Source organism: Mycolicibacter sp. MU0102 (genome assembly GCF_963378105.1).
Taxonomy (GTDB): domain Bacteria; phylum Actinomycetota; class Actinomycetes; order Mycobacteriales; family Mycobacteriaceae; genus Mycobacterium; species Mycobacterium holstebronense.
This window is the reverse complement of sequence record NZ_OY726398.1, coordinates 263,865-277,045: the sequence shown is the minus strand read 5'-3', so window position 1 is coordinate 277,045 and position 13,181 is coordinate 263,865. Positions and strand designations below refer to the sequence as shown.

Sequence of the window (13,181 nt, the reverse complement as noted above, 5' to 3'; positions counted from 1 at the left end):
CTCTACCCTTCGCCTCGCAGGTAGTTTTGCCGGCCGTAGGACGTGAATTCGGCGTCCAGTGCACGCTTGTCGTCGTCGGTCATGCGGGTGTACTCGGGGGTACCCCGCCCGGCCCAGCGGTATACCGGTTCGTCGGTATGCCAGCGCTGCGCCTGCAGTTCGCGTTTGAGCACCTTGTTCGAGCCGGTGACCGGCAGGCCGGCCGAGATCCGCAGAAATCGCGGGAAGCCCTTGCGGCCCAGGTCGGGCTGGGCGGCCAGATATCCGGCGAAGGCGGCCGCGTCGAAGCTGTCGGGATCGGCGACCTCGACGGCGCCCATCACCTGGTCACCGGAGCGCGGGTCGGGCACCGCGTAGACGCCGGCGCTGATGATCAGCGGATGCCGGCGCAGTACCTGTTCGATGGTCAGCGCGGAGGTGTTCTCCCCGTCGACCCGGATCCAGTCGCCGCGGCGGCCGGCGAAGTACAGGAAGCCGGCCTCGTCGCGGTAGCCGAGGTCGCCGGTCCAGTACCAGCCGTCGCGGATCTTTTCAGAATCTGCGGTGTCGTTCTTGTAGTAGCCCTCGAAGTCGCGGGCCCCGGTCCTGTCGACGATCTCGCCGACCGCCTCGTCGGCGTTGGACACCCTGCCGTGTTCGTCGAGGACCGCGGTGGCGCACTCGGCACGGGTCTGCGGGTCGACGATGGCGATGCCCGCGTGCGCCGGACGCCCCAGCGCGCCGGGCGGTGCCGCCGGGTCCGGTATCGCGGCGTTGCCGCCCTCGCTGGAGCCGTAGCCCTCGTGCAGGACGGCGCCGAACCGGCGGAGGAACTCCGCCTGATCCTGCGGCGAGGCCTCGGTTCCGAAACCACGGACCAGGGCGTTATCGGCGTCGTCGGGCTGTTCGGTGGTGGCCAGCAGGTAGCCCAGCGCCTTGCCCACGTAGGTGAAGAACGTCGCGCCGAAGTAGCGCACGTCGGGCAGGAACTGCGATGCCGAGAACTTGGGTGTCAGACAGATGGTGGCTCCGTTGGCCAGCGCGGGCGCCCACAGCGCCATGATCGCGTTGCCGTGAAACAGCGGCATGCAGCAGTAGTCGACGTCGGAGCGCACGTGGCCGAATTTGGAGGTGGCCGCCTCGGCGATCCGGACCAGCCGGCCCTGACTGCATTTGACCGCCTTGGAGGCACCGGTGGTGCCGGAGGTGAACAGCAGCAGCAGCAGCGATCCCGGACCCACCCCGGTGGTGGCGGCCGGTTCGACTCGGTGTTCCTCGACCAGTGCGGCGTAGTCGGGCGTGTCGACCACCAGGAAGCGCTCGGAGTCCAGGCCGTGGTCCAGGCCGCGCAGCCGGGCCATGCCGGCGGTATCGGTGACGATCAGCTGACAGTCCGCGTGGCGGATCTCCGCAGCCATCTCGGCATCGCCGCGGGTGGGATTGATGCCGACGATGACCCCGCCCGCCAGCGCGCCGGCGCCGAGCCAGAACACGAAATCTGGCACGTTGTCCAGCAGCACGCCGATGTGAAACGGCCCATCCCGACGCAACTCCGCCGCCAACACGGCGCGCGCGGCGGACTCGCGCACCACCTCGTCCCAGGTCCAATCCCGTTGCCGGGTGCGCAAACCCAGCTGCTGGTCGCCGAGGCGGTCCAGCAGCATCCCCGCGATATCAGTGGGCATTCGCCGCGGGCGCGTGAACGAGATCGACGTACTGCTGCGGGAGGTCCTCACGGGCCACCGGGGTCACGCTGCGCACGCCGGCGAAGTAGGAATCCTCACCGACGATCTTGCCGCTGGCGTCCAGCGGCCATAGCAGGACCTGCCGGTACACCACCAAGTAGTCGGCGTCGGGATCCTCGACCTCCACTCCGAGAATGGCGGTGGCCAAGGCGCCCGGGTACAGCTGCTTCATGTCGCCCTCGGTCACCACGCAGTCGTCGTCGACCACCAGCCGGTCGATGGCGAACTCCAGCACGTTGGTGCGGGTCGCCATGAAGTTCGTGTAATAGGTGTGCACGCCCTCGGTGGTCTTGGGGCCGACGTCCTGACCGCCCATCCAGAAGTGGTAGTCCGGCTCGGCGCTCAGCGTCCCCATCACCTGGTCGAGGTCGGGCGACGCCTCGCCCTTCATGTGCTCGATCACCACTTGGAGCGCGGCCCGGTGCCGCTCATTGGTGCTCTCGGCCAACCGCTTCTCCAAGGGGGCCCAGGTCCGGCTGGGGTCGATCACGGCCACGATTCTCACTCCTTCTTTCAGGTGGTGATCATCATCACTGCCACCGCCGACCCGGGTCATCCGCCATACGTCTGGTGAGTCATGGACTGTTCCCGACATTTGTCGGTTCTGTGCCGGTGAGCTCGGCCGATGACAGGGCGATCCGGCGCACGAAGAGCACCAGGGTGGCGGTGAACCGATCGATCGGGTCGGCCAGATCCCAGCCCATCGCCGTCTCGACATGGGCGATGCGCGCCGCCACCGTGCTGTGGTGCAGGTGCAACTGAGTGGCGGTGCGGCGCAGCGAGCCGAGCACGCAGAACGCCTCGGTGGTGTCGACGTCGTGCGCACCGGCCGGTTTGGCCGCGATCGCGTTGATCCGCGCCACATCGTGGTGCCGCAGCACCCGCTCCAGCGGCAGGTCGGCGAGTAGCTCCAGGACACTCAGGCGTTCGTAGGCGACCGCCCGGCGCCCGTAGTGCGTGGACGAAGCGAATCGCAGTCCCCGCTGCGCCTGCTGCCAGGAGGCCGCGGCGCCGAACACGGTGGTCTTGGCGCCGATCCCGACCCATGGCCCGCGCCCCACCTGCGCCGGCAGCGGTGGCGGAAAGGCCGCGATGATCGCCGCATCCAGCCGGTCCGACAGGGTCCGGGCGTCTTCGGAGCTGTAACACAGCAGCGCCGTGTCGGCGCCGATCGTGACGGAGCGGACCGGTTGGTCGCCCAGTTCGCGCACGACCACGCGCAACGCCTCGGCTGGCGATCCCGCCGACACCGCCAGCACCCGGACGTCGCGGGACTCATCGAGGCCCAACAGCCGGATCGCGCGGGCCCGCTCTGCGGGTAATTCGTTGTTGGACAACACCAGTTCCAACAGCGCTGGGTCACCCAAGCGGACGTTCGCGCCGGCCCGCGATGCCGCCATTCGCAACGCGTGGCGCACTCGGTCGAGCAGTACGTCGTCGAGCGGAAGGGCTGCGCCGCCGGCGCGTTCCAGCCGGACCTCCGGTTCGGTTGCCGAGGTCCACCGCACATCCACCGGGCATTCGGCAACCGCTTCGGCGGACAAGATCACCGCCTCGGCATCGGCCGATGACTCCAGGAGCGCGTCGAAGTGGGCGACCAGCTGCAAGACGGCGGCCGGGTCAGTGCCCAGCTCCGATAGCCGAATCGGGGCGACGCTCACCAGCGCAGGCTACCTGCATTGGCGTGCCGGAGATCGGCTTACGACGATGGCGCCGAGCCGATGAACGCGACTGCGGCGCGCACCGCCTGGGGGTTGCGCATGATGCGGTAGTGCGCCAGGCGCCCAAGGCCGTTCGTTGCGGTCACGCTCGCCCCCGGCCACACGGATGCCAGCTCCTCGCTGGTGGCGAAGGGACTGTCTGGGTCGTCCGGGTCGTGCACGATCAGCAGCGGCGGCGGATCTTCCAGGCACGACGCCAGATGCGGCAGGTCTGCGTGCAGCAGTGGGAATCCCAGCCGGCGATCAAGCCGGCGGTGCAACGCGTCGCGGATGCGCGGTCCGAAGCCGTGGCGCCGCGCGAACCAGTCGAGGTAGTGGGCGAAGCCACCCATCGGCGCCAAGAAGACCAGCCGGTCGGCAGGTGTTCCCCACGACAATGCCAGCGCGGTGGCCTTGGCGCCGAGCGAGTGCGCAATTATCGCCCGCGCGGGTCCGTGGGCGGCCACCATGGCCTGCACTGCTCGCCCGCATTCGGCAATCGTGGTGCGTCCCGGCGCCAGCTCGCCCGGCCCGGATTCATGGTGGCTGGGCAGGTCGAAGGCGACGACCCGATGCCCGGCCGCGACGAGGGGTTTGACGAAGACGCCCAAATGCGCTCGACATCCGCCCCAGCCGTGCACGAGGTACACCGTTGGTCCCTCACCCCATGCTTCGCCCACGATTCGATGGCCTGACCAGGATGCTTCCACGGCCTCGCCCACGCCCGCACCCGGTGGCATGCGCGTGGACTTCGTCTCCGGCGGTGTACACCACAACTCGATCGCCCAGCGCGCGCCCAGTCGTGGCGCCAACCACTCCAGAACACTGAACGCCCTGCGGACCGAGCGCGAGACGTCGGGCTCCAACCCGGACCCTTGCGCTGCCTGCCCGGTATCGACATCGCTCACAAGTGCAGATCCTCTCGGGCACCAACGGCACTGCGTCTCGTTGGCCACCGATCACCTTAGAACCTGCCAGGGATGGTGCGCTTGCGCTGCCCGGCGCACCGAGCTAGTTGATCGTGAAGCCGCCGTCGACCGCGATCGTCTGTCCCGTGACGTAGCCACCGGCATCGGAGGCAAGCCACAGCACCGAGGCTGCGAGATCTTCCGGGTCGCCCATCTGGCCCAGCACGATCCGGTGCGCGACGCTCTCCAGGTAGCCCGGGCGGTACTGCTCGGTCATCTCCGAGGCGAAGAAGCCGGGCGCGATCGCGTTGACCCGAATGCCCTTTCGGCTCCCCCACTGCTGAGCCAGGTCCCGCGTCAGACCGATCAGGCCGGCCTTGCTGGCCGCGTAGGCCGCCTGCGGCAACCCGGCAGTGGTCAGACCCAAGACGCTGGAGATGTTGACGATCGACGAACCCGGCTGCATCACCCGTCCACAGGCCTGCGCCGCCCAGTAGGCCCCGTTGAGGTTGATGTCGATGACCTCCCGGAACTGCTCGGGAGTCTCCCGGGTGGCCGGGTGCGCCGTGCCGACGCCCGCGTTGTTGATCAACACATCGACCCGGCCGAACCGCTCCATCGCGGCCTCCACCATGGCGGTGGCCGCAGCCGGGTCGGCGACATCGGTCGCCACCGGCAGGGCTGCGCGTCCGGCGGCGGTGACGAGTTCGGCCGCCTCCGCGAGCTTCTCCACCCGCCGCGCTGCCAGCACGACGTCCGCGCCGGCCTCGGCGAAGGCCCGGGCGAAATACACGCCGAGGCCCGAGGACGCCCCGGTCACCACCGCGACCTTGCCGTCCATGCGGAACTTGTCCAGTACGCTCACCCGACTCACCTTTCTCGACTTTTCAGGTTTATTTCAACGCATTTCGCGCCGCAGCGATGAACTCCGGCGCAGCCTGTGCCGCTTCACCGGCATTCTGCACGTCTTTCGCGCCGTGCTGGGCTCGGTGGGTGATTCCTTCGGCGATCACTCCGATCTTGAAGTTCGCCAGCGCCAGGTAGAAGTTCCAGTCGCTCAGGTCACGGCCGGACAACCGCGCGTACTCCTCGGCGAGGGCGTCGGCCGATGGCAGGCGTGCACTGGTCCACGCGGCGGGGTGGCCGAACACCAGGTCGAATGCCGGTGACCGGTAGACGCACATCAGGGCGATGTCGGTCAGCGGGTCGCCGAGGGTGGACAGTTCCCAGTCCACCACTGCCCGGATGACGTCCGCCTGCTCTGGATCACAGATGGTGTTGTCGATGCGGAAGTCGCCGTGCACCACCGAGGGCTGCGATGTCTGCGGGATGGCCTCGGCCAGTGCCGCGGACAGCTTCGTGACATCGTCGGACAGCGCGTCATCGTTGCCGGGCGTCTTGACCAGTTCCCACTGGCGGGCCCACAGTCGCACCTGACGTTCCAGGAAACCGTCTGGCCTGCCGAAGGATTCGAGCCCGACGGCCCGGTAGTCGACGGCATGGAGATCCACCAGAACCCGCACCAGCGCCGAGGCGTTGGCCGCCAGTTCCGCGTCGGACAGGGTGTCCAGATCGTCCTTGTGGCGGTAGACCCGACCGGTCACGAACTCGGTGACGGTCAGCGGAGCACCGCAGACGGTGCCGTCGGCGTCGAGCGCCACGGGCCGCGCGATCGGAACACCGGTGCCGTAGAGCTTGTCGGTGACGGCGAATTCGCGACCCACATCGTGGGCCGACGGGGTCAGGCCGCCGAGCGGAGGCCGGCGCACGACCCAGGCCGACGATTGGTCGCTGACCTTGAAGGTGAGGTTAGACCGGCCACCGGCGATCAGTTCTACGGTGAGTTCTCCCTGAACCGGAACGTCGTTGGCGATGAGGTATCGCCGCAGGGCAACCGGATCCAGGGCTTCGACCGTCACTGCGCGGCGTCCTTGAGAGCGCGCCGGGCGGCCCCGACCCGCCGCTTGGCGATGGCCCAGCGGTGCACCTCGGAGGGACCGTCGTAAACCCGGAACGGACGCACTTCGCGGGAAAGCCGCGCCGGGGGCAGGTCCTCGGTGACGCCGAGCGCGCCGCACATCTGCACACTGCGGTCGACGATCCGGAAGATCGCCTCGGCGGCGAACGTCTTGGCGATCGAGGTCGCGTCGCCGGCGCTAGAGCCCTGATCGAGTTCCCAACATGCGCGCACCAGCAGCGCTCGGGTGGCCGCGATGTCGATTTCGTTGTCGGCCACCATGTTCTGGATCATGCCGAGATCACCAAGCGTCGAGCCGAATGCCTGACGCTCCACGATGTGCGACAGCGCGGTGTCATGGCCGCGACGCGCGGCGCCGAGCCATCGCATGACGTGCGTCATGCGCGCAGGCCCGAGACGCACCTGGGCGTACTCGAAGCCACGGTCCACCTCCCCGAGCACCGCTTCCTCAGGAACCCGAACGTCGTCGAAGAACACTTCACAGTGGCCGCCCACCATGGACCGGTCCAGGGTCGGGATGTGTCGGCCGACGGTCAGGCCCGCGGTATCGGCGGGGACCAGGAACATGGTGGCGCCGCCGCGCTGGCCGGGCTCCCCGGAGGTGCGGGCCATGACGATGAAGAATCCCGCGCCGTCGGCGCCGGTGATGTACCACTTGCGGCCGGTGATGTACCAGTCGCCCGAACGGCGTTCGGCCTTGGTCGTCAGCGCCGACGGGTCCGAACCCGCGCCCGGCCCGGGCTCGGTCATCGCGAACGCGGATCGCACGTCGCCGGCCGCCAGGGGCGCGAGGTAACGCGCCTTCTGTTCGGGACTGGCCACCTCCGCCAGCAGGTGCACGTTGCCTTCATCGGGGGCGGCGATGTTCACCGCGGCCGGGCCGAACAGTGAATAGCCGGCGGCCTCGAAGACCGGCGCCCGGTCGGACATGTTCAAGCCCAGCCCGCCGTATTCGACGGGAGCGTGCGGTGCGAATACCCCCGCATCGCGAGCAGCGGCTTGCAGTTCTTTCACCGCGGCGTCGCCGCCCGCGGCGGCAATGTCCCCGCCGAAGCGGTCCTCCACCGGCAGCACCACGTCCTCGATGAACGCCCGCGTCTTTTCGACGAGCGCCGACACTTCCGCCGAGTAGCTCAACTCGATCGCCATGACACCCCATCACCACTCTCGCAATGACCGACCGATCACTCGGCCCGAACACTACGGACTGTGACACAAGAGCCCATTTCCCGTCAAAATCGGCCATCGATCGACGTCACCCCCTGCGATATAGTTCAGTATTCCTGAACAAATCGGAGGTGGCCGTGGCGGGATCGCCGGAGTGCGGCACGGCGATCCGCGCCGCCCGTCAGGCCCGAGGTCTGACCGTCCGCGACCTTGCGCAGTGCCTGCAGGTCAGCCCTGCCACGATCAGCGCCATCGAGAACGGCAAGACCGGGATCTCGGTGTCACGCCTCCAGGCGTGTGCCGGGGCGCTGGGCGTCACACCGGCCCAGATCCTGGCGGGCACCGTCTCGGCAGCGCCGGCCCGCCCAACGCACCCGCGCAGCGATGTGGCCGATTCCGGGCAGCGCGATTGGCGACGGTTTCCGCCGCTGGCCCTGGACAGCGTCTTGGCCGCGGCTATCGATGCGTTCGTCGACACCGGCTACCACGGCAGTTCCATGCGGGATGTGTCTGCGCGCGCGGGCATGAGCGTGCCCGGGATCTACCACCACTACCCCGACAAGCAGACCCTGCTGGTGGCGATACTCGACTTGACCATGAGCGAACTGCACTGGCGGGTCGCCGCGGCCCGCGCCGACGCCACAACCGGTCTGCAGGAGGTGCGACTGGTCGTTGAAGCCCTTGCCTTGTTCCACACGCACCGCCAGAAGCTGGCCTTCATCGGAGCCAGCGAGATGCGCAGCCTGACGGTGGCGAACCGGCAACGTATCGCCGACTCACGAAATCAACTGCAGCACAGACTCGACGCCGCCATCGACCGCGCCGCCCGCGAGTCTGACGTCGACATCGCCGATGTCCTCGACCGCCGCATCGCAGGACGCGCCATCACGACCATGTGCACGTCGCTGCCGCAGTGGTTCAACGCCGACGGTCCTGCCACCCCCGAGGAGACCGCACGCACCTACGCCGATTTCGCGGTCTCCCTGCTCACCAAGCCGCGCAGTCCCGGACTGGCTTCCCCACCACCGGCGGCCGACGGCAGAATGTGACCCGTGGCGGGTACCTGGCAGTTCTGGATCGACCGGGGCGGCACGTTCACCGACATCGTGGCGCGCCACCCCGATGGGCGCCTGCTCACCCACAAGCTCCTCTCGGAGAATCCTGAGCAGTACCGCGATGCGGCGGTGGCCGGAATCCGAGCCCTGCTGCAGATCGAGGGCGGTGCACCGATTCCGGCCGGGCTGATCGAGTCGGTGCGGATGGGCACGACGGTAGCCACCAACGCCCTGCTGGAGCGCGCCGGTGAGCGGACCCTGTTGGTCATCACCCGAGGATTCGGCGACGCGCTGCGCATCGCCTATCAGAATCGGCCACACATCTTCGACCGGCAGATCGTGCTGCCCGAGCAACTCTACGAGCGCACCGTCGAGGTCGCTGAACGCGTCGCCGCCGACGGAACCGTGCTGCAGGCGCCGGACCTGGAAGCCTTGGCCGCACAGCTGCGGGCCGCCCACGCCGACGGCATCCGCGCGTGCGCAGTGGTATGCCTGCACAGCTATCGAAATCCCGTGCATGAAAGGCTGATCGGCGATCTGGCCCGCGAGATCGGCTTCGCCCAGGTCTCATTGTCGTGTGAGGTCAGTCCGCTGCCGAAACTGATCCCGCGGGGCGACACCGCGGTAGTCGATGCCTATCTGTCACCGGTACTGCGCCGCTATGTGGCCCAAGTGGCCGACCAGCTCACCGGCGTGCGGCTGATGTTCATGCAGTCCAATGGCGGGTTGGCGGCAGCAGATCACTTCCGCGGCAAGGACGCGATCCTGTCCGGTCCGGCCGGCGGAATCGTCGGCATGGTTCGGATGTCGGCGTTGGCCGGCTTCGAATCGGTGATCGGTTTCGACATGGGCGGAACCTCCACCGATGTATCGCATTACACCGCCAACCTCGGATACGAGCGGGTGTTCACCACCGAGGTCGCCGGCGTACGGCTGCGCGCACCGATGCTGCACATCCACACCGTCGCGGCCGGCGGCGGCTCGATCCTGCACTTCGACGGCAGCCGCTATCGGGTGGGCCCAGAGTCCGCAGGCGCCGACCCGGGGCCGGCCTGCTACCGGCGCGGAGGACCGTTGACCGTCACCGACGCCAACGTCATGCTGGGGCGCATCCAACCAGCCCATTTCCCCGCGGTGTTCGGACCGGCCGGCGACGAACCACTGGACGCAGCGACGGTCGGGCGCTCGTTCGCCGTGCTGGCCGACGAAATCCGTTCCGCCACCGGCGATGACCGCAGTCCCGAACAGGTCGCCGAAGGATTCCTGCGCATCGCCGTGGCCAACATGGCCAACGCGGTCAAGAAGATCTCGGTGGCCCGGGGACACGACATCACCCGCTACGCCTTGACCACCTTCGGTGGTGCCGGCGGACAGCACGCGTGCGCGGTCGCCGACGAGCTCGGCATCCGTACGGTGTTGGTGCCGCCGATGGCGGGTGTGCTCTCCGCACTGGGAATCGGATTGGCCGACACCACCGTGATCCGCGAGCGCGCCGTCGAGACCGAGCTCGATTCGGCCGCCCTCGCCGGATTGGAGGCGGTCGCCGACGACCTGGAGCGGCAGGCTCGCGGCGAGCTCGCCGCCCAGCACATTCCGGCCGGCCAGACCCACGCGATACGCCGGGCGCACCTGCGCTACCAGGGCACCGACACTTCGATCCCGGTCGAGCTCGGCGGCATCGCTGCGATGACGGCGGCGTTCGAAGAGATCCACCGCAGCATGTACTCGTTCCTGATGGAGCGTGCGCTGATCGCCGAGGCGGTTTCGGTCGAGGCGACCGGGCTCACCGAGCAACCCGAGCTGTTCGGGCGAAGCGATGCCGACGCATCCCGTCAACCCGCTGAAGTCGTGCGCCTCTACGCCGGTGGTGCCTGGCATGACGCACCGCTGCACCAGCGGGACGCGATCACCGACGTGGTGGTCGGGCCGGCGGTCATCGCCGAGGACAACGCCACCACCGTCGTCGACGATGGTTGGCAGGCCCAGCTCACCGCCGACGGTCAACTGGTACTGCAACGGCTGGACTCGACCGCGCCGGTTGCCGCTGGGACCGCGGCCGATCCGGTGTTGCTGGAGATCTTCAACAACCTGTTCATGGCCATCGCCGAGCAGATGGGAACCCGACTGGAGGCGACCGCCCAGTCGGTGAATATCCGTGAGCGGCTGGACTTCTCCTGCGCATTGTTCGACGCCGACGGCAATCTGGTGGCCAATGCGCCCCATATCCCGGTGCACCTGGGATCGATGGGCGCCACCGTCAAGGAGGTCATCTCCCGCCGGGCCGGCACGATGCGGCCCGGCCAGGTCTATGCGGTCAACGACCCGTATCACGGCGGTACCCACCTGCCCGACATCACCGTCGTCACTCCGGTGTACGCCGAAGCCGCGAGCCCAAACGAACCGGTGTTGTTCTTTGTGGCCTCGCGCGGTCACCACGCCGAGATCGGCGGCACCACACCCGGTTCCATGCCCGCGGACAGCCGGTCCGTGGTCGAGGAAGGTGTGCTCTTCGACAACTGGCTACTGGTCGACGACGGCCACTTTCGCGAGACACCGACCCGCGAACTTCTCACCGCGGCGACCTACGCCTCACGCAGTCCCGACACCAACCTCGCGGATCTGCGTGCGCAGGTCGCCGCCAACCAGAAGGGCATCGACGAGATCCGCTCGATGATCTCCCATTTCGGTCTGGATGTCGTGCAGGCTTACATGCGCCACGTCCAGGACAACGCCGAGGAGGCGGTGCGCCGGGTCATCGATTCCCTCGACGACGGCGAGTACCGCTACGAGATGGACTCCGGCGCGACGATCGCGGTGCGGGTTACCGTCGACCGCGCCGCACGCGGTGCCACCATCGACTTCGCCGGAACGTCGGCGCAGTTGGCGACAAACTTCAACGCCCCGTCATCGGTGGCCACCGCCGCAGTGCTCTACGTGTTCCGCACACTGGTAGCCGACGACATCCCGATCAACGACGGGTGCCTGCGCCCGCTACGGATCACGATCCCGGACGACACCCTGTTGTCGCCGGTCTACCCGGCCGCGGTGGTCGCCGGTAACGTCGAGACCTCCCAGGCGATCACCGGTGCCCTGCTGGCCGCACTGCGGGTGCAGGCCGAGGGCTCCGGGACGATGAACAATGTCACGTTCGGCAACGCCGGCCACCAGTACTACGAGACGCTCGGCTGCGGGTCGGGGGCGGGCGAAGGTTTCGACGGCGCATCGGTGGTGCAGACCCACATGACCAACTCGCGGCTCACCGACCCCGAGGTGCTGGAGATGCGGTTCCCGGTGTTGTTGCGCGAGTATGCGATCCGCCACGGCAGCGGCGGGGTCGGGCGCTGGCACGGCGGTGATGGCGGCGTACGCAAGATCGAATTCCTCGAGCCGATGACCGTCAGTGTGCTGACCGGGCACCGGCGCGTTGCGCCCTACGGTATGGCCGGGGGCCAAACCGGCGGCTTGGGACGCAACCGGGTGGAACGTGCGGACGGCTCGGTGACCGAGTTGGCCGGTTGCGATTCCACCGACCTTCTACCCGGCGACGTGCTGGTGATCGAGACTCCCGGTGGCGGCGGGTATGGCGAGCCCGCCTGATCGCGGGTTAATCTCACGCGATGCGAGACCAGTGGAGCCGACGCGGTTTCTTCGGCCTCTGCGGCGCGGCCGGTGCCACCGTGCTGCTGGCATCCTGCTCGTCGGAGGAGCACCCCGACGACGGCGCACCCGGGCCGGTCACCATCGCCCATATCTTCGGTGAGACCACTGTCCCGGAGCCGCCCAGCCGGGTGGTCTGCGCCGGCTACACCGGCCAGGACGACCTGCTGGCGCTCGGTGTCGTCCCGATCGCGGTGACCAATTGGTTCGGCGATCAGCCGTTCGCGGTGTGGCCCTGGGCGCAGCGACAGCTCGGGGATGCCAAACCGGTGGTGCTGGACTTGGACAACGGGATCGCGGTCGCACAGATCGCCGACCTCAAGCCGGATCTGATCATCGCGACAAACGCCGGGGTGGACGCCGACACCTATCAGAAGTTGTCGGCGATCGCGCCGACCCTGCCGCAGTCGGGGGGTGACGCCTTCTTCGAGCCCTGGAAGGTTCAGGCCGCCGCCATCGGCAAGGCGGTGCATCGCGGCCAGCAGATGCAGTCGCTGATCGACGGGGTCGACAGCGCGTTCACCGACGTCGCCGCTGCACGCCCCGGCTTCAAGGGCAAGAAGGTGCTGCTGCTGGCCGGCCGACTGGACCAGGGCAATGTCAGCGCCGCCACCGGCTGGCGGACCGCGTTTCTGACGCAGATGGGGTTGACCGTCGCCGAGGCGCCCACGGTGATCGAGCACGAGCGGATCAGATCGGCACTCGGCGGCGCGGATGTGCTGATCTGGACCACCGAGAGCGACGACGAGCGCACGGCGCTGCTGGCCGATCCGGACATCGCCGCGTTCGAGTCACGCAGCATCTTCACAACCAAGGATCAGGCCGGCGCGATCGCCTTCGCCTCCCCGCTGAGCTACCCACTGGTGGCCGGACAGCTACCCGCGCTGATCGCCAAGATCACTGGTTAGGGCCAACTCTGCGCGTTCAGTAAGACCCCTCTGGCATACCCCGCAGAATTGTGTTCTACGTCACTTTTTGGCGTCATTCAGGGC

The 13,181-nt window shown here is 68.3% G+C and carries 10 protein-coding genes; 3 read left to right on the top strand and 7 right to left on the bottom strand.

All coding sequences use genetic code 11. The features are described 5' to 3' along the window. Nucleotides 1-2: 2 nt before the first annotated feature. The 7 genes from casI to RCP37_RS01265 all read right to left on the bottom strand — a co-directional run bounded on the left by casI (nucleotide 3) and on the right by RCP37_RS01265 (nucleotide 7,459). The gene (casI, locus tag RCP37_RS01295) at nucleotides 3-1,664 is read right to left on the bottom strand and encodes a steroid-22-oyl-CoA synthetase (protein WP_308485258.1); all 1,662 of its coding nucleotides are present in this window, start codon (nucleotides 1,662-1,664) and stop codon (nucleotides 3-5) included. Beyond that, a complete protein-coding gene (locus RCP37_RS01290; RefSeq protein WP_308485257.1) occupies nucleotides 1,654-2,220 on the bottom strand; it encodes a nuclear transport factor 2 family protein in 567 nt (188 codons plus the stop codon). Before RCP37_RS01290 ends, casI begins: the two co-directional genes overlap by 11 nt. A gap of 79 nt (nucleotides 2,221-2,299) precedes the next feature. Continuing rightward, nucleotides 2,300-3,385, bottom strand: coding sequence for a PucR family transcriptional regulator (locus RCP37_RS01285; RefSeq protein WP_308485256.1), 1,086 nt, complete (start codon nucleotides 3,383-3,385; stop codon nucleotides 2,300-2,302). Nucleotides 3,386-3,423: 38 nt separating this feature from the next. Continuing rightward, nucleotides 3,424-4,332: an alpha/beta fold hydrolase gene (locus tag RCP37_RS01280; RefSeq protein WP_308485255.1), complete on the bottom strand. Its 909-nt coding sequence runs from the start codon at nucleotides 4,330-4,332 to the stop codon at nucleotides 3,424-3,426. A 103-nt stretch (nucleotides 4,333-4,435) separates the two neighbouring features. Beyond that, nucleotides 4,436-5,197, bottom strand: a complete 762-nt coding sequence (locus tag RCP37_RS01275) for an SDR family NAD(P)-dependent oxidoreductase (protein WP_308485254.1) — start codon at nucleotides 5,195-5,197, stop codon at nucleotides 4,436-4,438. Between the two features lie 28 nt (nucleotides 5,198-5,225). Next, nucleotides 5,226-6,251, bottom strand: coding sequence for a phosphotransferase family protein (locus RCP37_RS01270; RefSeq protein WP_308485253.1), 1,026 nt, complete (start codon nucleotides 6,249-6,251; stop codon nucleotides 5,226-5,228). Then, nucleotides 6,248-7,459 carry an acyl-CoA dehydrogenase family protein gene (locus RCP37_RS01265; RefSeq protein ID WP_308485252.1) on the bottom strand — a complete coding sequence of 404 codons (1,212 nt, stop codon included), beginning with the start codon at nucleotides 7,457-7,459 and terminating at the stop codon, nucleotides 6,248-6,250. The genes RCP37_RS01270 and RCP37_RS01265 overlap by 4 nt, the downstream gene beginning before the upstream one ends. Nucleotides 7,460-7,614: 155 nt before the next feature. On the opposite strand from RCP37_RS01265, the gene RCP37_RS01260 reads away from it, so the two are divergent. Genes RCP37_RS01260 through RCP37_RS01250 form a run of 3 tightly spaced genes read left to right on the top strand, consistent with a single transcriptional unit; the run spans nucleotide 7,615 to nucleotide 13,097 of the window. Further along, on the top strand, nucleotides 7,615-8,526 hold the full coding sequence (locus RCP37_RS01260; protein ID WP_308485251.1) for a type II toxin-antitoxin system RelB family anti-toxin: 912 nt from the start codon (nucleotides 7,615-7,617) through the stop codon (nucleotides 8,524-8,526). Between the two features lie 3 nt (nucleotides 8,527-8,529). After that, nucleotides 8,530-12,129, top strand: coding sequence for a hydantoinase B/oxoprolinase family protein (locus tag RCP37_RS01255; RefSeq protein WP_308485250.1), 3,600 nt, complete (start codon nucleotides 8,530-8,532; stop codon nucleotides 12,127-12,129). Between the two features lie 20 nt (nucleotides 12,130-12,149). Beyond that, nucleotides 12,150-13,097 carry an ABC transporter substrate-binding protein gene (locus RCP37_RS01250; protein WP_308485249.1) on the top strand — a complete coding sequence of 316 codons (948 nt, stop codon included), beginning with the start codon at nucleotides 12,150-12,152 and terminating at the stop codon, nucleotides 13,095-13,097. Nucleotides 13,098-13,181 lie beyond the last annotated feature (84 nt).